Genomic DNA, 19,053 nt, shown 5'->3' on the forward strand with positions numbered 1-19,053 from the left:
ACGCAACCAGTTGCCAAAAGGCGGGGTGATCACGTCCGGTTTAGAACCGGGCGGAATCAAGGTAGGCGCGGGTATGCGCGGTATCTTGCATCTTGTTCGATGCCAGATCAGGTTCCGCCGCTTCGGCTTCGCCTGCTGTGGTCGCAACGGCCAGCGCCGCAACGGGCGCCGTGGTTCCGGCCATTTTCAAGAAATCACGGCGGGACGCCTTGGTTTCTTTTGTCATCTTGGGTTCTCCCCTTGATGTGTTCTGACGGTTGCCCGTCACTCGAAATGCTGGCTCTCCACCAGCAACCAATCACTCACTACTCAATCTGAATCCTTCGGCCTCGATCTCCATAAAGGCACGGCCAACTGTGCCGACAGAGGCATAGAAAACCGAATTCTTGGCCCCTTCGAGATCGGTAAAGAAATGCGTTGCCCAAGGGCCAATATGGCGATTGAAAAACGTCTTTTGATCATCCAGCGTCGCCGGCGTACCGAAACGCCCCACAACCAGCGCACCCATCATTTCCATCAGGCTGGCAATATTGTCTTCGGGTTCAAACACGTTTTGCGCCCGTTCTAGCCCACGCGCGACCATATCTTTGCGCAGCTGAGCAAGCGGCTTTTCGTTGAGAAACCCAGTTAGGTAATAAGACGCATAGGGGAGCAGTTCACCCCGGCCCAACCCGATGAACAGCTTGTTGTATTCGCTCTCAACGGCTTTGGGTTTGGTGATCTTGGCCACTTTGGCCAAGGTGCTGATTGCGCGCCCCAGATCACTGTCATCACCGCTGAGGCTGGCAGTTTGGGCCAAAAGCATCTCATCGGGCGGGCCCGACAGGATCAAGCCAAGAAAATTGTATAGATCAGCGCGAAGCCGATCCTCGGTTGCAATCTGAGTGGTGTCCACGGCTGCGGTCATCCTGTCCTCTGGTCGTCAAATGTGAATGTCATGCGGCGCGACCCCGGCGTCGGGGCGTGCGCTGCGTCTTCGGCACCATCGTCCCAGACGGGCTCATATGGCTCCTCATCTTCGACCGCTTCCGCAGCAAAAGCCAGAACTGCTTCTTTGTCTTTTAACTCTGGCGGGCGAACCGGGTTGATCACCGGCTCTTCCGTCTCGGCTTCGGTGTCGTCATCCGCCATCTCAACCACCGCGTCTTCTTCGGCCTGACGCGCCAGTTCTTCGACATGGGCCATCATACCCTTGCCGACCTGATAGGCGCTTTGCATGTTCTCAACACACATGGCGGCGTCGGTGAAATCCTCGCCATAATCCACGAGACCGTCGACGTTCGCCAAAAGCGGGTTCACCGTCCAAAGCTTGCGCAACGCCCGCGTTTTCAGACGCGCCGGGATCGCATCACCCATAAACGCCTTGAAATCATCCCCTTCACCCAATGTATCAGGATCAGGCAGGCCAAGCTCTTTGAGCAGCTCGTCGTCGGTTTTTTCGGCCTGAACCGCTTCAACCTCGGCCTTGGCCACAGCCTCTTCGGCTTTGACCTCTGCAATGGTTTCTGCCTCAACTGCAGCTTTGCGGCGAGCCCAAAAATCCAACTTGCTGGACGGGTCGCGACACCGGACAGAAACCCGGTCTCCACTTTTCTTGGCGTCGCTCATTGCAACCTCGCCTTCTTGCGGCCAGTTGGCGACCGGTACACATCTGCGACTTGCGTGATGCGCGCATCGCCAATGCCATCTTCGACCAAATCGGTGCGTTTTTTGTCACGACGCCGCTTTACGAAAACTTCGTCCTCGTGGAATTCTTCAACAAACTCGCGCACCCAAGCCACCAGACCGGCGGGCATAGGAACCTTTTCAACAAGCTCTTCGCCGCTGTCGGTGTAATCTTGCGCCTCATAGGGGGAGGCGGTGACAAGCAACATATCAAGCGGGCAATCGCCGTCTCCTTCGCGCATCACCACATAGATGCAAGGCACCTGAGCGGTGAGCCCGTGAAGATAGGCTTCGGTCTCGGCCCCGTGCAATTCGAGCGTTAGTGTCGCGGCGTGATATTCAATCGCCTCACCTTCTCGGCGCATCTCACGAAAATCAGCGGGTCCGGCACCGGGCAACACGGCAACCGCTTTCCACACCCAAGGCACCCAGCGCGTTACGCCCGGCGTCTTTCGCAGCACGACGCCCAGCGGCATCGTCCGATACATTTTAGGATTGTGGATCAACCCAGATGTCCTCCCGTTGATCTAACCTTGCGTCAGAGCCCCTTCGGTTCAAAGCTCTGATTGGGCCAAATCGGTATTCTTTGGTATTCCGGGACAAATTGGGTAGGCCCCCACCCGACAAAGGGTCCGACTGGACGAAATGTCTAATCCGACAAAAAACATATGTTTTCCGACGGCCTGCAATTTTGGCGAATCACCAGCGCGAATCACCGCGCCAACCAAGGATTTCGCGGATTGATCGCGCAACAAAATCGGTTGTCGCCAGCTTCGAATCATGCCTACGCTCGGCCTCGGATGAGGAACATTTTCGGTCGGAAACGGCCTATATTACGGTGAGGAAAACATGCCTAAGTCTCTGATTACATGTGATTGTATGGGGTCCATGCAATTGGACGTCGATGGGCTTTCGCAATCAACGGGTTTGGAGGTGTCCAAACCCTGTTCAACGCTCTGCACCACCCAAATCGACAAGGCCGCCGCCGCGCTTGAAGCCGGTGACGCAATTATTTGCTGTACCCAGGAAGCGCGGGTTTTTGAGGGATTGGCCGCCGAATTGGGACAGCCCGAGGCCCCGTTGCTCGACCTTCGGGACCGGGCCGGATGGAGCGCGGATACCGCTTCAAAACTACCCAAAATGTCCGCGCTCGCGGCCGAGGCCCTGCTCCCAGCCGCGCCAGCCAAGACCCGAGACGTGGTATCAGAGGGGCTCTGTCTGATCACCGGACCGGCAGACGTAACTCTCCCTGTGGCTGAACAACTTAAGGGATTTCTAAGTGTTACTGTTCTTTTGAATAGCGCCAAAGACATTCCAGATACCTGTGACTTTGACGTGGTTGTCGGCAAAATTCGCAAGGCCAATGGCGCGTTTGGACAATTTGACCTGACCATTGATGCGCTGCAACTGCCCCACCCCGGCGGGCGTGCGGCGCACCTTTCGGATCCGCGTGATGGCGGCCAAACCCAATGTGACATCCTCTTGGACCTAACCGGCGGAACACCCTTGTTCCCCGCCCCCGAGAAACGCGAAGGATACCTGCGCGCCGATCCCGCCCATGCGCCTTCGGTTAGCGCCTCGGTTCTGGCGGCATCGCACATGGTCGGAACCTTTGAAAAACCTCTTTACGTCAAAGCGGAACCGCTCTTGTGTGCCCATTCACGGGCCGAGCAAACCGGGTGCAGCAATTGCCTTGACCTGTGCCCAACGGGGGCAATTTCGCCCGCCGGAGACCATGTGAGCATTGACCCAATGGTTTGCGCGGGCTGCGGGGCCTGTTCTGCGGCCTGCCCGTCCGGGGCCATCACCTATGACGCCCCACCCGTTGATTTGACCATGCGCCGCGTTCAAACCCTTGCCAAAGCCTATCTGGACGCCGGCGGCACAGCCCCCCGTTTGATGGTGAGCGACGCCCATGGCGCGGAAATGGTGCGTCTTTCGGCCCGCCACGGCGGCGGACTACCTGCTGATGTGATCCCGATGGAGGTTCCAGCACTGAACCTATTTGGCCACGCAGAGGCGGTTGCGGCACTGGCGGCGGGCTTTGCCTCGGTGACGCTTGTGCCCGGCCCGGCAACGGATCGCGACGCCTTGCAGGTTCAGATCGCTTTGGCCGAAGCGATCGGAGGCACCGATAGCGTCACCCTACTGGACACAACGGACCCCGATGCCATGTCCGATGCGTTTTACGGCGCGGTCGCACCTGCTCCGGTGGCTACGCCGGTTCGCCCAATGGGGACGCGTCGCCAAATCACCCGTCAGGCGGCCCGCGCCTTGAACCCGGATACCGAAACCTTGCCTTTGCCGGAAAAAGCCCCCTATGGCGCGGTTGTTGTGAACACTGATGATTGCACATTGTGCCTATCCTGCGTGTCGCTCTGCCCATCCGGGGCTTTGGGCGACAACCCAGATCTACCGCAACTGCGGTTCCAAGAAGACGCCTGTTTGCAATGCGGGTTGTGTTCACACGTCTGCCCGGAAAACGCGATTAGCTACCTCCCCCAGCTTGACCTGACCGACGCCGCGCTAACGCAAAAAGTGATCAACGAAGAAGAACCCTTTGCCTGTATCGAATGCGGGTCGTTGTTCGGGGTAAAATCGACAATCGAAAAGATCACCGAAAAGCTCGAGGCACATAGCATGTTCCAGCGCCCAGAGGCGCTCAAGATGATCCAGATGTGTGACAATTGTCGCGTCAATGCGCAGTTTCAGGCCACGGACAATCCGTTCCAAGGTGGCGAACGCCCCAAACCCCGCATGACCGAGGATTACCTTTCAAAGCGGCGGGACCACTAAGGGTTTATTGATGCACCAGCGGGTTCCCCAGATCGGCGGCTTGCAGCCCCGACACATAGGCCAATATCGCCGACACTTCGTCGATCGTCATAAGGACGGGAACGATGGGTGGCGGCCGGTCTTCGGGGAACGGGTCCGTCAAATCGGCAACCTGCGTAAACGACGGGTGCGGGTTGAGATCATAGAAGGTCGCAAAGCGTTCCTGCCAGTCGGACAGGCTCCGCAAGACGAAAAAGCTTGGGGTCGAACCGATGGTTGTCAGCCGGGTCGACTCGTCAACCGCATGGCAGCGGGCGCATTTGGTTTTCGACGCCGTCAGCCCCAGCACCGCATTGCCGTCGAGGGTGACATCCTCGACCTCTTCCTCCCCTTCGGGCGGCACGGAAAACAGTGCGGAACCGTCGGGTGCAAACCCGATGATTGTGCGCAGGCCAACATCGGAAAACATCCATTTCGCCAAACGTTCGGTGCTTTTGTGCCCCTCGCGTTGGCGTTTCAAATGCCAAATCTGTGCCTGCCCCTGAAACACCGCGCGTCCGTCCGCTCCAAGGGAAAGGTCGGCACCTTCGGCATCTGCAACCACTTCAACCTTGATCTGGGTTTTCAGCGAAAAGCGCGGCAGGATATGCTTGAACAAGCCGGTTTCAACCAACCCTTGCGGCGCGTACAACCGAACCAACCGATCCTCTGCGGCCGCAGCCAGCGGCACCAGAAGCAACAACATTATGAACAGACCTTTTTGCATGCCTTTAGGGTAGGCAAGCAGACGGGTCTACGTCAACGGGTCCGATAGGAGTAGACGATGAGCGACGATTTCAACATGTCCATGCGCAAGTTTCTCAAGCAGGTTGGGGTGACATCCCAACAGGCCATCGAAGAGGCGCTGCGCAATGGCGACACAAGCGGAAAATCCTTTTCGGTCAAGGCTGTGGTGACTATCGAAGAGCTAGGCATGACACATGAAGTCACCGGCACATTGTCCGGCGACACCAAAGGGCAGGACTGATCCGTGGCAAACAGAGAAACCGTTCTTGACGTTCTGAAATCCATCACCGACCCGGTAACAGGCAGCGACATCGTGGCCAGCGGGGCCATGCGGGCGCTAAACGTTGGTGATGGCACCGTGCGTTTTGTCATTGAAATTGCGCCAGAAAACGCCAGCCTTTTCGAACCGGTTCGGGCCGAAGCCGAAACGCGGGTCAAGGCGCTGGATGGCGTAAACTCCGTGTCGGTCGTCTTGACCGGGCATTCCAACGCCGCGCCACCGGATTTGAAACCGTCAAAACCTTCCGAGCCCAAGGGGCCACAGCGCCTCCCCGGCATTGCGCATATTATCGCAGTAGCCTCGGGCAAGGGCGGCGTTGGCAAATCCACCGTGTCGGCCAACCTCGCCTGTGCTTTGGCGGCGCAGGGCCGCAAGGTTGGTCTTTTGGATGCCGATGTTTATGGCCCAAGCCAGCCGCGCATGTTGGGCATTAGCGGACGGCCTGCGTCACCGGATGGCAAAACCATCCTGCCGATGCGCAACCACGGCGTCACGATGATGTCGCTTGGCCTGATGACCAATGACGATCAGGCGGTTGTATGGCGTGGTCCGATGCTCATGGGCGCGTTGCAACAGATGCTAACCCAAGTGCAATGGGGCGCGTTGGATGTGTTGATCGTTGACCTTCCACCGGGCACCGGCGACGTGCAAATGACGCTGGCGCAGAAGGCCCATATCGACGGGGCAATTATAGTGTCTACGCCTCAGGACGTGGCCCTTATAGATGCGCGCAAAGGCATTGATATGTTTAACCAATTGAACGTTCCCATTCTCGGGATGATCGAAAACATGTCGACGCATGTCTGTTCCAAATGTGGTCACGAAGAGCATGTGTTTGGTCATGGTGGCGTAGCCGCCGAAGCGGCGAAGCTTGGTGTGCCTTTGCTGGCCGAAGTGCCCTTGCATCTTGATATCCGTTTGGCGGCGGATGGCGGTGCCCCGATCACCGTTAGCGCCCCGGACAGCGCACAGGCACGGGCCTTTAACGACATCGCCAATGCGTTGGTGGCATGGGACAAGGCATGACCGGTTCTGAGCTGCAATTCCCGCCCCTCATGTCTGGCGAAGCCTGTGACGGCGACGCTTTTGACACCGCCTGCCAACGGGCGGTGATGGGCTGCGACGCGGGGCTGATTTGCTACCACTTGGGCACCAGCACTTTGGAGGGCGCTCTTGTCTTTGCCCCCGAGGTCCCGTTGCGCCAAGCCATGGCGATGCTGCCGCTTTGTGGGATTGGTTTTCAGAATGCGCTGGGGGCGTTGGCCCCACCTGAGGTCGCCGTACATCTGGAATGGGCGGGCGGTATTCAGGTCAACGGCGCCGCCTGTGGTCAATTCCGGGTCATGGCCTCGGACACCGATCCCGAGGCCGTTCCTGATTGGTTGGTTGTTGGCTTTACGCTGCCGCTTTGGCCCAAAGATGACAATCCCGGCGCAAACCCGCACGAAACCGCGTTGTATTCCGAGGGCTGTGCCGATGTTCAGGCCCCGGCCCTCGTCGAAGCTTGGTCGCGACATACGCTCAATTGGATCACCCGTTGGGAAGAAGAAGGCACTCGCCCGCTCCATGCGGAATGGCGTGGACTAGCGCAGGGTGTCGGCGAACCCAGGCTGCAAGGCGGCCTAGACGGCACGTTCCTTGGTGTGGACGAAGACTTTGGCATGCTCTTGCGTGACGATAATGAAACCCATCTGATCCCGCTCACAACCCTGTTGGAGAACGACTCATGAAGCTCGCCCGTGCGATCCATTTCGACGAATCCGACCAGCGCGTCTTTCATTCTCCGGCCCGAACCGGGGAATGGTGCATTCCCGGCGGGTTTGAGTTTTCCAATTGGTCCGAAGCCGATTTATCCGGCAAGGCGCGTCAGGCCTTTGCCAACGGTTGGTTTGGCTTGGAAACCTCGGGCCGCGTGACATTTGTTGCCGTGACCGAAATAACCGAGGCCGAAAAAACCGACCTAACGGCCCAATTGGCAAACCATTTTGTGACCTATTACGGGGCCCCATCGGTTGAGGCTGCTTTGCCTGTTGCCGCTGAGGAAATCGCGCATATGCAAGATTTGTGCGAGGATCACTCTCCCAACACCTTGCTAACCGTCGCCCGAGAATTGACCGACGCCGGTGTCAAAGAGGCGTTTCGCGTGATTGAGCCACAAGAGGCCGGTCTAGACCAATTCGCTATCCACGGGTCAGTCGACGACACATAAATAAAAGCCCCTGACGAGAAGGAACGTCAGGGGCCCTTGCGGTTGGGGCGACGGCCCCGCCGCACATCTTATTCGGCGTTGAACACAAAGAGAGTTTCGCCGTTGATCTTGTAGGTATTGATCAGTTCCTTGGCCTTGTCAGAGACCAACCAGCCTTCAAGCTTGGCCGCCAAATCGGTTTTGACATGGCTGTGCTTGGCCGGATTGATCGGCAAATAGGCGTATTGATTGAACAGAACCGGATCACCAGAATAGAGCAATTCTAGATCGCCTTTGTTGCCAAAGTTCAGCCAGCTGGCCCGATCCGACATGATATAGGCCCCCATGCCCGCCGCAGTGTTGAGCGACGCGCCCATGCCGGCCCCAACCGCATTGTACCAGCCGCCAAACCCTTTGGAATTCAGCTCCGCTGCGCCCCAGAGGCTCAGTTCTTTCTTGTGGGTGCCGCTATCGTCGCCCCGGCTAACAAACGCCGCGCCCTTGTCCGAAATATTTTGCAAGGCGTTTACCGCGGTCGGAACACCACGAACACCAGCGGGATCATCCTTTGGGCCAATAAAAACGAAATCGTTATACATGATTTCGCGGCGATGCGTGCCATAGCCTTCGGCCAGAAACTTGTCTTCGGCTTTGCGGCTATGGACAAGGATCGCATCCACATCCCCAGCACGGCCAAGTTTCAAGGCCTGGCCGGTTCCAACCACCAAAAGTTGGACGTCAAGGTCCAAATCCTTTTGGATTTCAGGCAGCAAAATGTCTGCCAGCCCAGAGTTGTTAAAGGACGTGGTGACCGCCATTTTCATGTTGTCGCCAGCAAAGGCAGCCGTTCCGATAATGACGGCGGCTAAGGTTGCAAACACCTGTTTCATTCCACGATATCTCCTCTAAGGAAAGCAGAAGCCTGAGCCGTGTCAGGCGACGAGAAAAACTTTTGAGCTGGGCTATGCTCGTGCACACGGCCCTTGAACATAAAGATTACGCTATCTGCCAACCGCCGTGCTTGTCCCATGTCATGTGTGGACATAATCAATCGGGTTCCGTTGGCACGGGCCTCTTGTAGAACGTCTTCGATCTCGCGCATCGCGCGGCCATCGAGCGATGCGCAGGGTTCGTCCAAAAACACCAATTTCGGTTGCACAATCAAAGCACGGGCAAGGGCGAGCTTTTGTTGTTCGCCACCGGAGAGAACCGGCGCGGGGCGGCGTAGCATGTCTTGCAACCCGACCCGTTCGGCCCACTCTTGTGCCTTGGCGCGGGCCTCCGGCTTGGCCATTCCACGAACCCGCAACGGATAAATCAGATTCTCTTCGACGGTGCGGCGCAACATGACCGGGCGTTGAAAAACAAACACTTGCTCATGATGTGCCTCTTGCGTCGAACAGGCCCATTGAATGGTTCCGGTGTTGAGACGAGCCGCCCCATGCAGCAATCGTAAAAGTGTGGTTTTTCCGGCTCCATTTGGCCCAACGACAACACAAGCCCCGTTGCCATCCAAGTCAAGATCCACCGGGCCAACAAGCGTTTTGCCCCGTCGAGATGTCAGCGCGCCTTTGACGGACAGAGGGAACATATCACTCACCAGCGCCCCTCCCGTTCCGTGCGCCCAAGCCAATGGATCGTGAGGTTCACAATGATCGCCAGCCCGATCAGGACAAAACCAAGCCCAAGCGCCAAGGCAAAGTTACCCTTGCCGGTTTCAAGGGCGATGGCGGTGGTCAAAACACGGGTGGCGTTGTCGATATTACCGCCGACGATCATAATCGCGCCGACCTCGCCGATGGCGCGGCCAAATCCGGCCAAGGATGCGGTGAGCAATGCGCGCCGCGCATCCCACAGCAAGGTCGTGATCTTTTGCATCTGGGTGACATTCATCGAGATCAAGAGATCGTGGTATTCGGCCCAAAGATCACGGAGCGATTGATGCGCAATGCTGGCAATCAGCGGCACGATAATAATGACCTGAGCGATCACCATCGCCGTCGGCGTGAACAAAAGGCCCAATACCCCAAAAGGCCCGGAGCGCGACAGCAAAACATAGACAATTAACCCGACAACAACCGGTGGCAGGCCCATCAGCGCATTCAATACGGCGATGACACCCCGACGCGCCCGAAACCGCCGCACCGCCAACAGCGCCGCCAACGGCAGAGCAACAGCGGACGCAACCACCAAGGCGCTGAGCGTGACCTGAAGGGAGCGCAAAGCGATCTCAACAAGTTGAGCATCAAGCGTCACTACAAGCCAAAACGCGCGGGACAGTCCGTCCCACAGGTCAATCATGTCTGTCACTCCCCCTTTTGTGCGCGCAGTATTGCAACCTTGCGCAACAGGGAACAGCACCAGAAACCCGGATTGCCAACAAAACTTTTATTTTTCAGGCAAAAGTTTTCTCGCGCCGGACATTTTGTCCACACTGGTCGTAACGGACGGAAAACCAGTGGTTTTTATGTCCTCGGGTTGTGAGGTTGGGGTGAAGCCGAATGCCTCGTATCGCTCTTGCGCTTACTCTTCAAAATAGCGCGGATCCACATGGCAGAGGCGATGGCCATCACAACGGCCACCAAAAAGCCGATCACATCGCCCATTATTTCGGCGACAGTGGCAACTTGGTCCATGAACACATAGCCAAGCCCGACATAGACCGTCACCCAAACGGTTTCCCCCAACACGTCCCAAATCGCAAACCGCCACCACTTTAGCCCGGTGGCGCCCGAGATGAAATTGACCCAAGGCCCAAGAGGAGCTACCGCCCATGTCGAGAAAAACACGCCTAATCCGCCACGCCGGTCAACAAGTTGCTGCGCTTGGGTCAGCACCTTGGCCCGCGATGGGCTTTGCGACAAACGCGCGGTAAGGGGGGCACCCCCGGCACGACCGATAAAGTATCCGGCCTGATCCCCAAGCACCGCGCCCAGATAGGCGGATATACCGACCGACCAGAAGGTGAGATCGCCCGAGGCGACAAACGCCCCGCCGGTCAACATCATCAAAGATGTTGGGATAGGCAGCGCCAGACAGGACAAAAATGCAGACGCGAAGATCACATAGACGCCGTATTGGGCAACAAGGCCAAAAACAGTCTCTGTCATTCGCCGTCCTCTGGCGGCTCAGGGACCGGCTGCCCTCGCTCTGCAAAAAACGCGGCTATCTCGGCCTCGGCTTCTGCGATGACCTGCTCAACCGGCACACCTCGCATCTTGGCAAGTTCAGTGAGGCTCATCGGGCCGTCAGGTGGCGGAATAGGTGCGTCGATTGCTCGGGCGATCACCTTTGGCGGAACGCCCCATGATCGGGCGATGTATCGCGGAGTCATCCAAGCCGCCACCGGCAGGGCGCGTTCGGACAATGGCGGACGTTTGATCCAATGAACCACGGTCCTGACGCCAAAAAAACCACTCGCCAACAGCGCTATCACAAGCACACCGGTTGCCAAGGGCGCCGCCGTCCATATTTTCTTTAAAAAGAAGATTGGCTTGGATCGCATAACGCGGCCTCGTTCCTCAGAGTTCCGCCCATATTCAGCGCCTTTTTCGCCAAAAGCACAAGGCACCATGGGCCCCCTGACTCAGCGAACCTTTCAGGCCAGCTTGCTGCACACTTCTGATTTGCCAACAAGGTAAAGAGCTGTGAGCCACCCAAGAGAAAATGAGCAATCTAAATCCCTAAAATTTTCATCAACCCAATAGGTTAAATCGATTTACAAGACCAAATTCCAAAAGAGGTATTACAAGTGCACCTTAGGGAAAAATTTGTTTGAGAGTTGTTAAGCCAGCTTTCCTACCCTCACGTTGTAATCAGTAGCGAGAGTTCAGATGCCCACAGCAAATGAGTTGCCAATAGATAGTACAGCGACCGCCATGGATATGGCTGACACCATGTTTGGCGACGGTGTGGCCATCGTTTCAGCCACCTATTCCGGGGCCGCCACGGCATCCGGTATCTTTACCAACGGCGATAGCGTTGCGCCCGGCGTGACCCCATCCGACAGTGGCGTTATTTTGTCGACTGGGACTGCGTCTGACATCACCAACAGTAGCGGTGATGTTAACCTTGCAGAAAATACAACAACCATTCATGGGACTGCAGGCGATACAGATCTTAGTGCGATTTCGGGAATGACCACATTCGATGCCGCGATATTCGAGGCTGATTTTGTCCCGGAAGGCAGCACTCTTTCCATGCAAATTGTGTTTTCTTCTGAGGAGTACCTTGATTTCGTTGATGACGGGTTCAATGACGCCGTCGGCATTTGGGTCAACGGAGTACAGGCAGAGCTTACCGTTGGCACAGGTGAAATTTCGATTGATGAGATCAACAACGTAGACAATGCCAATCTCTATATCGACAATGCCGCCACCGATGACAATTATAACACTGAAATGGATGGCTTCACGGTTACCCTAACGCTCAAGGCCCCGGTGACGCCGGGTGTTGCCAACTCGATCAAAATCGGCATCGCAGACGGCGGTGACGCGGCGTATGATAGCAATTTGTTGATCGCGGCGGATTCCGTTCAGACCGAATTGATTGCGGGCGACGATGAAATCCATGTGCGCTTGGGCGAAGAGGTCAATCACGATCTTCTGGCCAACGATGTTTCGACATCTGGCTCCGAGCTGCACATCACCCATATCAACGGTCAACCTGTCAGCATAGGTGACACCATCACGCTCGCCACAGGAGAAGACCTTGAGGTCACGTCCGATGGGGTGGTGCTAGCTGGTGCCGCGTCGACAATTGGCGACAATTTTTTCACCTATACAGTCGAAGATGAACACGGCCATACCGATGTTGGCTTTGTCGATCTAGTCACCACCGCGCCTTGTTTTACACATGGCACCCGGATCAGAACACCACGCGGCGGAGTCCCGATCCAAGCGCTAAATGTCGGGGATTTGGTTGTGACTCGAGATCGCGGACCTCAGGTGTTGCGATGGATCGGGAAGTCGGTCCGCCGGGCCAAGGGTGTAAACGCCCCGGTGCGTTTTCGTGCCGGTGCAATGGGGAACAGGCGGGATACCTGGGTATCTCCCAATCACAGGATTCTTGTCAAAAGCGGTAACACCCAGCTGTTTTTCTTTGAGCAAGAAGTGTTGGTGCGAGCGATTGATTTGGTGGATGGTGGCTCGATCATTCACGATACACATGGTCGTGACGTTGCCTATTACCATTTGCTCTTTGACAATCACGAAATCATTGCCGGCGATGGCGTGTGTAGCGAAAGCTATCTGGCGGGGCCCGAAACGGCGCGGAGTTTCGACCCATGTAATGAGACTTCGCTATTTAACATTTTACCAGAGCTTCAATACGCCAGCAAACGCACAATGACGTCTGCTCGGCTGATGTTGAAACCCTTCGAAACCCACATGATATTTCAGAACATGGCCCCGATGACACCACAACTTTGGGAAATCAGACCCTAAAAAACCGAAAAGGTGCCCCACATTTAATGGAGCACCTCAATAGCAAGTTACTTTTGATCGACAGGCCTCGTGTCGTCGACCGTTTCGGCATCTTCGATCACCTCGGCCTCCACATCCACAGTCTCGGCGGCGCTACCTGCCTCGTCTTCCGCGTCCGGGTTGGCGACAATTATATCCGCTGGCGCGTCTTCGGATTTGTCTTCGAGCGCTCCAACGATCAGCGGCAGCATGTCGGCACCGGCGGGCAAAACCACTTCGGACTGAGGCGGGTTTGTCCATTCCAATGTATCGAACGCCGAGCAGCTCGAACACAGTGGAGCCCATTCGGCATGGATGGTGTTACAGTTCTCGCAAACCCACTGCGGCCCGCGCGGTGCGGTAACCGCCTTGGCCAACCAACCACGCACAACGGTATCTGGCGCACCTTCGCCACGTTCAACCGCGGCCATAATCGCCAAAACCCGTGCATCGGGATCGTTTTCGATCAAATCGCCAAGCGCACGACGCGCACCGGGGAAATCTTCGGCTGCAAGATGCAATTCCGCCTTGAGCAGTTTGGTTTCACGATCCTCAGGCAGGATTTTCAACAATGGATCAAATCGCTTCAACCGCGCCTCGGGTGTCTCGTTCGGCTCAACCGCTGCAAAGGCCGCCGCCAAATCGGGGTGCGGATGCACGGCCCAAGTCTTTTTGATCACTTTTATGGCATTGCGCTTGCGGCCTTGTTCGACAAATCCACGGGCTGCCAGTGCTGCGGCGGGAACCAGATCGGGCGACGCTTTGTTTGCCGCGATTGCCACGTCGGCCGCCGCTGCGCTTTCGTCGCTATCCTTGATTTCGATCGCATTGGACAGCGCCAAAACAGCATCGCGGCGCTTGAACACGTCTCGCGGCAGCGCGCCGTTCTTGAGCTTGGTCGACAGGGTTTTACGTGCCCCACTCCAATCTTTTGACTCAGCTTGCAGCCGCAGCAGCGTGGTTCCTACTTCACCATGCTTTGGCTTGATTGCAAAGGCCCGCTCGGCCAGCTTCAGCGCCGTATCGGTATCACCGGAATCCAGCTTTTGCTTCATCAGGCCGCGCACACCAACAAAGCGGGTCCGCTCGTCTTGCAACAGTCGTTTATAGACCTCTTCCGCCTTTTGACTATCCCCAACCATTTCGGCCCCTTGCGCGGTGATAAGGTCGGTTAACTCTGGCTTATGAAGATATTTGTTGGCTTTTTTAGCCTTAGCTATCGCCAGTTGACCTTCTCCAGAAGCCAGCGCCATCATGCCTTCTGACAAAGCGTGATAGCCTTTGCGTTCGCGATTGCGGTCAAAATACCGGCTTATGGCCGTTTCGTCGCCATTGATCCATTTGAGCAAAGCAACCAGGAAACTGGCCAGCTTGAACACAATGTAAAGCGCGATAACCGCCACGATTAGCAACAGAACGATATGGATTGGGCTTAGGCTATATTCCTGACCCATCAGGATGACGCGCGCCTCGACGAGGCCCATTCCATCCGCATCCATCAAAAATCCAGCCCCAAGGGTCAACGCCCCAACCAGAGCGACGAACACGATAATCTTGATTAGTGACCAAAGCATGTTTCGTGACCCTTACTGTTTGTTCAATTCTTGGGCGAGAGCGGCCGTCGCGGCCAGCGCCTCTTTGCGGGTCGTGGCTTGCGCCAACCAATCCGCCAACTCGGCTTTTGCCGCCTCGGGAAGCGCTGCGACCTCTGTGGTTGCGGCTTCTAAATCGCCGGCTTTGACTGCAGCTTCGGCGCGGGACAAAACCGCGTCCGGGTCATCGCCTTCGCGCGGGGTGACCGATCGGGCCCCAAGCTGGCTTTGCAAGAAACTGGCAATGCCACCGCCTTCGCCCTCGGCGCGATCTGTTTTGCGGGCAACCGTCAAAGCTTTGCGCGCAACGTCGGGAAACTCTCCCGTTAGAGAAGCAAGCGTCGGAACCCCATCTGCAGCGACCGCAGCAAGCGCATCAGGGACGGCAACGCCATTGCCGTCTAGAACAGCCAAAGGCGCGGCAAAGGGTTTTCCAGACTGAACAAGCGCTGTGACCTCGGCCAACGCGGCGCGGCTAGCGGCCAAGGTGGCTTTTTCTTCAGCATTGCTTTCGGCCTGCACGGCTTCGGCGGCCATGGCTTGAATTTCAACCTTTTGCTCTTCTAGGGCGGCTTGTTGATCGGTGATCGACTTGCGTAGCGCATCAAGCTCACGCTCATAGGCGGCAATCGACTCCGGAGAAACCGCATCGGCAAGCGGGGCTTTTTCGATGGCTGTCAAACGGCTGTCAAAGCCAGCAAGCTCATCCCCGATGGCCTTGAGCGTCGTTTCTGATCCGGCGATTTTGTCTTCGATCCCGGAGATAGACGTTGTGATCGGTGTCAGATCAAGAATCTCAACCGCCTTCTGCGTTTCATCCGCTTGCGCGACAAGCGCTCCGATTTGCTCACCCTGCGATGTCAGCGCCGCACGCGCCTCTTCTTCAAAGGGGTTCGGAGCCGGAGCTGGTGTGAACGGCAATTGCACATCGGTGAACTGCGCCGCGCCAAAACCTAGCGCCGCCGCAACAACACCGCCAAGCGCCGTCGACATGAAACCGCTTTTCTTAACAACGGTTGTTTCGCGGATCACCTGAGGCTCGGGTGTTGCTTCGGGTTGGTCAACATCTTCTTGGGCGGTCTCATCAACGAGATCGACGACATCGTCGACTGCCTCATCCTCCGCGGGCTCATCCCCTGTTGGGGCGTCAACGACGGCCGCTGCCTCTTGCGAAACGGGTTCATCGACAGGGGCCGTGTCGGAGTCGTCTTGAGGGGCGGCTTCTTCAACCGGCTCTTCGCTCGCGACGTTTTCGGCGCTTTCCTCTACACCACCTTCAACCTCAGCGGCAGAGTCGTCAGCAACGTCATCGGTCAGGTTTTCTGCCGCATCGCTCACGTCCTGCACGGCATCCTCAACCACGGCCTCGGTGTTCGCCTCAACCGCTTCAATACTCTCTTCGGCTTTGGACTGAGTATTTCCAGTCTTGCCTCTTTTGGACTTTGCCACGTTCCGCCACCCTTTCAACACACCCGGTTAATGCCCAGGCCCATAATCCCATGCACTGGCCGACTTCAACAGATCCGTCACCAAACGCGTCATCTCTGCCGACTCAGGTCGTACCGCAATTTTCAACTCTGTTATATGCAGCGACAAGAGCGGCTTGGCCACCGCTTCGCTCATAGCCGCGACAAGAAGCGGCGCTTTAATGCGGTTTTTTGCCAGTAGTGCCGCCGTTCTGGGCGAAAATACAGGTGCAATCACGGGGATTTCTCCGAGCAAAGCATCACGCGCGGCTTTTGACAGGGGTATTTCCGGCTGATCATACAAAATCGCGTCAATTGTCTTGATCCCGGCGTCGCCCAATCGCGCGGACACATCCCCACGCGTATGCACCCCCCGAATATGCAGCAACGGCAACGGCGGAAGCGTCGCGATCAACCCGCGCACCAAGGCATCGGCATTTTGATAAACCTGTCTTACGTCCCAACCGCAATCACGCGCCGCCTGTGCGGTATTTTGACCGACAACGTAAACAGGAAAGGGGGGGCCTTCGCCCCGGAACCCGAGCGCAGCAACGCCATGCGCCGAGGTGAATATCAACCCACGCACGCCGTCCAAATTCGGCGTTTCGGGCATATACTCGATCCCGATAAGTGGCGATAAAATAGCCGCGCACTCCCATTCCCCGCCCAAATTAGCCAAGAATCGCTGTGCCGCCGCCGCCGGTCGGGTCATTAGCAAAATGGGCTTGGGCTTGTGCATTCTCGCTCCGGGATTGTCGCGCGCCTTTGTGGGTGGTACTCCCTGCCCGTCGGCAACGCAACGGAAAGACCGGATGACACCTCCCCTGATACTTGGGCTGGAAAGCAGCTGTGATGATACTGCAGCCGCGGTGTTGCGGGGGCGCGATGTGCTCTCTTCGGTGGTTTTGGGCCAAACCCAGCTTCATGCGGATTTTGGCGGCGTTGTCCCGGAAATTGCCGCGCGCGCTCATGCCGAACGGCTAGACGGAGCCATTGTGCAGGCCATGGACGAGAGCGGAACCACGCTTCAAGAGATAGACGCCATTGCCGTCACCGCCGGCCCCGGTTTGATCGGCGGGGTGTTGTCCGGCGTCATGATGGCCAAAGGTCTCGCCGCTGGTCTCAACAAGCCCTTGATTGGGGTGAACCACTTGGCGGGCCACGCCTTGACGCCGCGCCTGACCGATGACCTTGCTTACCCCTACTTGATGCTGCTGGTTTCGGGCGGCCATTGTCAGTTTCTGATCGTGCGAGGCGTCGAAGATTTCACCCGTCTTGGCGGCACAATTGATGACGCCCCCGGCGAAGCCTTTGACAAAACCGCCCGGCTTTTGGGCCTGCCGCAACCCGGTGGTCCATCGGTTGAAGCGGCCGCCAAAAAGGGGGATGAAAAGCGGTTTCGTTTTCCGCGGCCTTTGCTTGATCGCCCCGGTTGTGACCTGTCTTTCTCAGGTTTGAAAACGGCATTGCTGCGTCAACGCGATCAGATCATCGCCGATCAAGGCGGATTAACCGAACAAGATCGCAATGATCTTTGCGCCGGGTTTCAAGCCGCTGTGCGCGACGTTCTTGTCGAAAAGACCCGCCGCGCCATCACAGCATACCTTGACGAACACCCTTCGGACCCCGCTTTGGCCGTTGCGGGCGGCGTAGCGGCAAATATGGCGCTTCGTGGCGGGTTAGAGACTGTTTGCGCCACCTCTAACATACGTTTTACCGCACCGCCGCTTGCGCTTTGCACCGACAACGCCGCGATGATTGCCTACGCTGGGTCAGAATTATTGGCGCTTGGAAAAACCAGCGACATGGCCCTCTCGGCACGCCCAAGATGGCCTTTGGATCAAAACGCAAAACCGCTGATTGGGTCGGGAAAGAAAGGCGCAAAAGCATGAGTGTTTCAGTTCTCGGAGCCGGAGCCTTTGGCACCGCCTTGGCCATTTCCTTGGCGCAAAATGGCCCGGTAACCCTTTGGGCGCGGGATATTTCGCCCCTTTTGGCTAGGGGTGAAAGCCCAAAACTGCCGGGGCACAAACTCCCTCAGAACATCCAAATCACGCAAGATTTGGACCAGGCAGTCTCCAATGACATATTGTTGTTTTCAACACCGATGCAGAGCCTATCCGGCCTATTAAACCGCATAGACGGCGACCTCTCGGGCAAGGCTTTGGTCGCGTGTTGCAAAGGCGTCGACCTGCGAACCGGGCGCGGACCCGTCGGAATTTTATCCGCTGCAAAACCAGACGCGACCGCAGCCATTTTGACCGGGCCGAGCTTTGCCGATGACATCGCGCGCGGATTGCCGACCGCCCTGACTCTTGCCTGTTCCAATGATGCCATGGGCAAGCAGGTTCAGCATCAACTCGCGACCCCAAACCTTCGCCTGTATCGTAGCACCGACACCATTGGTGCCGAACTTGGGGGGGCGCTGAAAAACGTTATGGCGATTGCCTGTGGCGCGGCGATTGGTGCCGGGCTTGGGGATAGCGCGCGTGCCGCGTTGATGACCCGTGGGTTTGCCGAAATGACCCGCTTTGCCGCCGCCCAAGGGGCGCGGCCCGAAACCATGGCGGGTCTCTCCGGCCTTGGTGACTTGGCGCTGACATGTACGTCTGAACTGTCGCGAAACTACCGGCTCGGCCTTTCGCTGGGGCGCAAACAAGTGTTTGACCCGTCTATCACCGTTGAAGGGGCCGCCACTGCGCAGGCCATGGACCGTATCGCCATCGACACCGGCCTATCGCTCCCGATCTGTCACGCCGTCGCCGCCTTGACCCAAGGGCGTGTGACCGTAGATGACGTTATGACCCAATTGCTATCTCGCCCGTTGAAAGAGGAATAA

At 57.2% G+C, this 19,053-nt stretch carries 21 protein-coding genes; 8 read left to right on the forward strand and 13 right to left on the reverse strand.

What is annotated here, in order from left to right; translation table 11 throughout:
* Positions 1–40 precede the first annotated feature (40 nt).
* The 4 genes from AC5EFR_RS07930 to AC5EFR_RS07945 all read right to left on the reverse strand — a co-directional run bounded on the left by AC5EFR_RS07930 (position 41) and on the right by AC5EFR_RS07945 (position 2,141).
* On the reverse strand, positions 41–226 hold the full coding sequence (locus tag AC5EFR_RS07930; protein ID WP_493575315.1) for a twin-arginine translocation signal domain-containing protein: 186 nt from the start codon (positions 224–226) through the stop codon (positions 41–43).
* A gap of 72 nt (positions 227–298) precedes the next feature.
* Positions 299–907, reverse strand: coding sequence for a TorD/DmsD family molecular chaperone (locus tag AC5EFR_RS07935; protein WP_493575316.1), 609 nt, complete (start codon positions 905–907; stop codon positions 299–301).
* On the reverse strand, positions 904–1,608 hold the full coding sequence (locus tag AC5EFR_RS07940; protein ID WP_493575317.1) for a DUF3306 domain-containing protein: 705 nt from the start codon (positions 1,606–1,608) through the stop codon (positions 904–906). The genes AC5EFR_RS07935 and AC5EFR_RS07940 overlap by 4 nt, the downstream gene beginning before the upstream one ends.
* Positions 1,605–2,141 carry a DUF3305 domain-containing protein gene (locus tag AC5EFR_RS07945; RefSeq protein ID WP_493575422.1) on the reverse strand — a complete coding sequence of 179 codons (537 nt, stop codon included), beginning with the start codon at positions 2,139–2,141 and terminating at the stop codon, positions 1,605–1,607. The genes AC5EFR_RS07940 and AC5EFR_RS07945 overlap by 4 nt, the downstream gene beginning before the upstream one ends.
* 373 nt (positions 2,142–2,514) lie before the next feature.
* Here AC5EFR_RS07945 and AC5EFR_RS07950 point away from each other — a divergent pair, with 373 nt between their 5' ends.
* Positions 2,515–4,461 (forward strand): 4Fe-4S binding protein, encoded by a 1,947-nt coding sequence (locus tag AC5EFR_RS07950; RefSeq protein ID WP_493575318.1) that lies wholly within the window; start codon positions 2,515–2,517, stop codon positions 4,459–4,461.
* 4 nt (positions 4,462–4,465) lie between these two features.
* On the opposite strand, the gene AC5EFR_RS07955 is transcribed toward AC5EFR_RS07950, so the two are convergent.
* Positions 4,466–5,185, reverse strand: a complete 720-nt coding sequence (locus AC5EFR_RS07955) for a hypothetical protein (protein WP_493575319.1) — start codon at positions 5,183–5,185, stop codon at positions 4,466–4,468.
* 78 nt (positions 5,186–5,263) lie between these two features.
* Between AC5EFR_RS07955 and AC5EFR_RS07960 the strand changes: the two genes are divergently transcribed.
* Genes AC5EFR_RS07960 through AC5EFR_RS07975 form a run of 4 tightly spaced genes read left to right on the forward strand, consistent with a single transcriptional unit; the run spans position 5,264 to position 7,715 of the window.
* A complete protein-coding gene (locus AC5EFR_RS07960) occupies positions 5,264–5,467 on the forward strand; it encodes a DUF6494 family protein (RefSeq protein WP_299936497.1) in 204 nt (67 codons plus the stop codon).
* A 3-nt stretch (positions 5,468–5,470) separates the two neighbouring features.
* On the forward strand, positions 5,471–6,532 hold the full coding sequence (locus AC5EFR_RS07965) for an Mrp/NBP35 family ATP-binding protein (protein ID WP_493575320.1): 1,062 nt from the start codon (positions 5,471–5,473) through the stop codon (positions 6,530–6,532).
* A complete protein-coding gene (locus AC5EFR_RS07970; RefSeq protein WP_493575321.1) occupies positions 6,529–7,236 on the forward strand; it encodes a biotin/lipoate--protein ligase family protein in 708 nt (235 codons plus the stop codon). Before AC5EFR_RS07965 ends, AC5EFR_RS07970 begins: the two co-directional genes overlap by 4 nt.
* Positions 7,233–7,715, forward strand: a complete 483-nt coding sequence (locus tag AC5EFR_RS07975; protein WP_493575322.1) for a DUF6505 family protein — start codon at positions 7,233–7,235, stop codon at positions 7,713–7,715. The genes AC5EFR_RS07970 and AC5EFR_RS07975 overlap by 4 nt, the downstream gene beginning before the upstream one ends.
* A gap of 68 nt (positions 7,716–7,783) precedes the next feature.
* Here the strand turns inward: AC5EFR_RS07975 and AC5EFR_RS07980 are convergent, their stop codons facing one another.
* From AC5EFR_RS07980 to AC5EFR_RS08000, 5 genes are all read right to left on the reverse strand, one after another.
* Positions 7,784–8,584 carry an ABC transporter substrate-binding protein gene (locus AC5EFR_RS07980; RefSeq protein ID WP_493575323.1) on the reverse strand — a complete coding sequence of 267 codons (801 nt, stop codon included), beginning with the start codon at positions 8,582–8,584 and terminating at the stop codon, positions 7,784–7,786.
* On the reverse strand, positions 8,581–9,285 hold the full coding sequence (locus AC5EFR_RS07985) for an ATP-binding cassette domain-containing protein (RefSeq protein WP_493575423.1): 705 nt from the start codon (positions 9,283–9,285) through the stop codon (positions 8,581–8,583). The genes AC5EFR_RS07980 and AC5EFR_RS07985 overlap by 4 nt, the downstream gene beginning before the upstream one ends.
* A 5-nt stretch (positions 9,286–9,290) precedes the next feature.
* A complete protein-coding gene (locus tag AC5EFR_RS07990; RefSeq protein WP_493575324.1) occupies positions 9,291–9,995 on the reverse strand; it encodes an ABC transporter permease in 705 nt (234 codons plus the stop codon).
* 164 nt (positions 9,996–10,159) lie between these two features.
* Positions 10,160–10,804 (reverse strand): DedA family protein, encoded by a 645-nt coding sequence (locus AC5EFR_RS07995; RefSeq protein WP_493575325.1) that lies wholly within the window; start codon positions 10,802–10,804, stop codon positions 10,160–10,162.
* The gene (locus AC5EFR_RS08000; protein WP_493575326.1) at positions 10,801–11,088 is read right to left on the reverse strand and encodes a hypothetical protein; all 288 of its coding nucleotides are present in this window, start codon (positions 11,086–11,088) and stop codon (positions 10,801–10,803) included. The genes AC5EFR_RS07995 and AC5EFR_RS08000 overlap by 4 nt, the downstream gene beginning before the upstream one ends.
* Before the next feature lie 439 nt (positions 11,089–11,527).
* Between AC5EFR_RS08000 and AC5EFR_RS08005 the strand changes: the two genes are divergently transcribed.
* Complete coding sequence (locus AC5EFR_RS08005; protein ID WP_493575327.1) at positions 11,528–13,138, forward strand: choice-of-anchor L domain-containing protein; 1,611 nt, start codon at positions 11,528–11,530, stop codon at positions 13,136–13,138.
* 47 nt (positions 13,139–13,185) lie between these two features.
* Here the strand turns inward: AC5EFR_RS08005 and AC5EFR_RS08010 are convergent, their stop codons facing one another.
* Genes AC5EFR_RS08010 through AC5EFR_RS08020 form a run of 3 tightly spaced genes read right to left on the reverse strand, consistent with a single transcriptional unit; the run spans position 13,186 to position 16,926 of the window.
* The gene (locus AC5EFR_RS08010; protein ID WP_493575328.1) at positions 13,186–14,730 is read right to left on the reverse strand and encodes a heme biosynthesis protein HemY; all 1,545 of its coding nucleotides are present in this window, start codon (positions 14,728–14,730) and stop codon (positions 13,186–13,188) included.
* A gap of 12 nt (positions 14,731–14,742) precedes the next feature.
* On the reverse strand, positions 14,743–16,197 hold the full coding sequence (locus AC5EFR_RS08015) for a COG4223 family protein (RefSeq protein WP_493575329.1): 1,455 nt from the start codon (positions 16,195–16,197) through the stop codon (positions 14,743–14,745).
* Between the two features lie 27 nt (positions 16,198–16,224).
* Complete coding sequence (locus tag AC5EFR_RS08020) at positions 16,225–16,926, reverse strand: uroporphyrinogen-III synthase (RefSeq protein WP_493575330.1); 702 nt, start codon at positions 16,924–16,926, stop codon at positions 16,225–16,227.
* A 100-nt stretch (positions 16,927–17,026) separates the two neighbouring features.
* On the opposite strand from AC5EFR_RS08020, the gene tsaD reads away from it, so the two are divergent.
* Complete coding sequence (gene tsaD, locus AC5EFR_RS08025; protein ID WP_493575331.1) at positions 17,027–18,106, forward strand: tRNA (adenosine(37)-N6)-threonylcarbamoyltransferase complex transferase subunit TsaD; 1,080 nt, start codon at positions 17,027–17,029, stop codon at positions 18,104–18,106.
* Positions 18,103–19,053, forward strand: coding sequence for an NAD(P)H-dependent glycerol-3-phosphate dehydrogenase (locus AC5EFR_RS08030; RefSeq protein ID WP_493575332.1), 951 nt, complete (start codon positions 18,103–18,105; stop codon positions 19,051–19,053). Before tsaD ends, AC5EFR_RS08030 begins: the two co-directional genes overlap by 4 nt.

Source organism: Pelagimonas sp., from assembly GCF_058892305.1.

What these genes read in the sequence shown, in the direction of transcription:
- AC5EFR_RS07930 (WP_493575315.1), bottom strand. Translation starts at nt 226, where the DNA reads ATGACAAAAGAAACCAAGGCGTCCCGCCGTGATTTCTTGAAAATGGCC.
- AC5EFR_RS07935 (WP_493575316.1), bottom strand. Translation starts at nt 907, where the DNA reads ATGACCGCAGCCGTGGACACCACTCAGATTGCAACCGAGGATCGGCTT.
- AC5EFR_RS07940 (WP_493575317.1), bottom strand. Translation starts at nt 1,608, where the DNA reads ATGAGCGACGCCAAGAAAAGTGGAGACCGGGTTTCTGTCCGGTGTCGC.
- AC5EFR_RS07945 (WP_493575422.1), bottom strand. Translation starts at nt 2,141, where the DNA reads ATGCCGCTGGGCGTCGTGCTGCGAAAGACGCCGGGCGTAACGCGCTGG.
- AC5EFR_RS07950 (WP_493575318.1), top strand. Translation starts at nt 2,515, where the DNA reads ATGCCTAAGTCTCTGATTACATGTGATTGTATGGGGTCCATGCAATTG.
- AC5EFR_RS07955 (WP_493575319.1), bottom strand. Translation starts at nt 5,185, where the DNA reads ATGTTGTTGCTTCTGGTGCCGCTGGCTGCGGCCGCAGAGGATCGGTTG.
- AC5EFR_RS07960 (WP_299936497.1), top strand. Translation starts at nt 5,264, where the DNA reads ATGAGCGACGATTTCAACATGTCCATGCGCAAGTTTCTCAAGCAGGTT.
- AC5EFR_RS07970 (WP_493575321.1), top strand. Translation starts at nt 6,529, where the DNA reads ATGACCGGTTCTGAGCTGCAATTCCCGCCCCTCATGTCTGGCGAAGCC.
- AC5EFR_RS07975 (WP_493575322.1), top strand. Translation starts at nt 7,233, where the DNA reads ATGAAGCTCGCCCGTGCGATCCATTTCGACGAATCCGACCAGCGCGTC.
- AC5EFR_RS07980 (WP_493575323.1), bottom strand. Translation starts at nt 8,584, where the DNA reads ATGAAACAGGTGTTTGCAACCTTAGCCGCCGTCATTATCGGAACGGCT.
- AC5EFR_RS07985 (WP_493575423.1), bottom strand. Translation starts at nt 9,285, where the DNA reads ATGTTCCCTCTGTCCGTCAAAGGCGCGCTGACATCTCGACGGGGCAAA.
- AC5EFR_RS07990 (WP_493575324.1), bottom strand. Translation starts at nt 9,995, where the DNA reads ATGATTGACCTGTGGGACGGACTGTCCCGCGCGTTTTGGCTTGTAGTG.
- AC5EFR_RS07995 (WP_493575325.1), bottom strand. Translation starts at nt 10,804, where the DNA reads ATGACAGAGACTGTTTTTGGCCTTGTTGCCCAATACGGCGTCTATGTG.
- AC5EFR_RS08005 (WP_493575327.1), top strand. Translation starts at nt 11,528, where the DNA reads ATGCCCACAGCAAATGAGTTGCCAATAGATAGTACAGCGACCGCCATG.
- AC5EFR_RS08010 (WP_493575328.1), bottom strand. Translation starts at nt 14,730, where the DNA reads ATGCTTTGGTCACTAATCAAGATTATCGTGTTCGTCGCTCTGGTTGGG.
- AC5EFR_RS08020 (WP_493575330.1), bottom strand. Translation starts at nt 16,926, where the DNA reads ATGACCCGACCGGCGGCGGCGGCACAGCGATTCTTGGCTAATTTGGGC.
- tsaD (WP_493575331.1), top strand. Translation starts at nt 17,027, where the DNA reads ATGACACCTCCCCTGATACTTGGGCTGGAAAGCAGCTGTGATGATACT.
- AC5EFR_RS08030 (WP_493575332.1), top strand. Translation starts at nt 18,103, where the DNA reads ATGAGTGTTTCAGTTCTCGGAGCCGGAGCCTTTGGCACCGCCTTGGCC.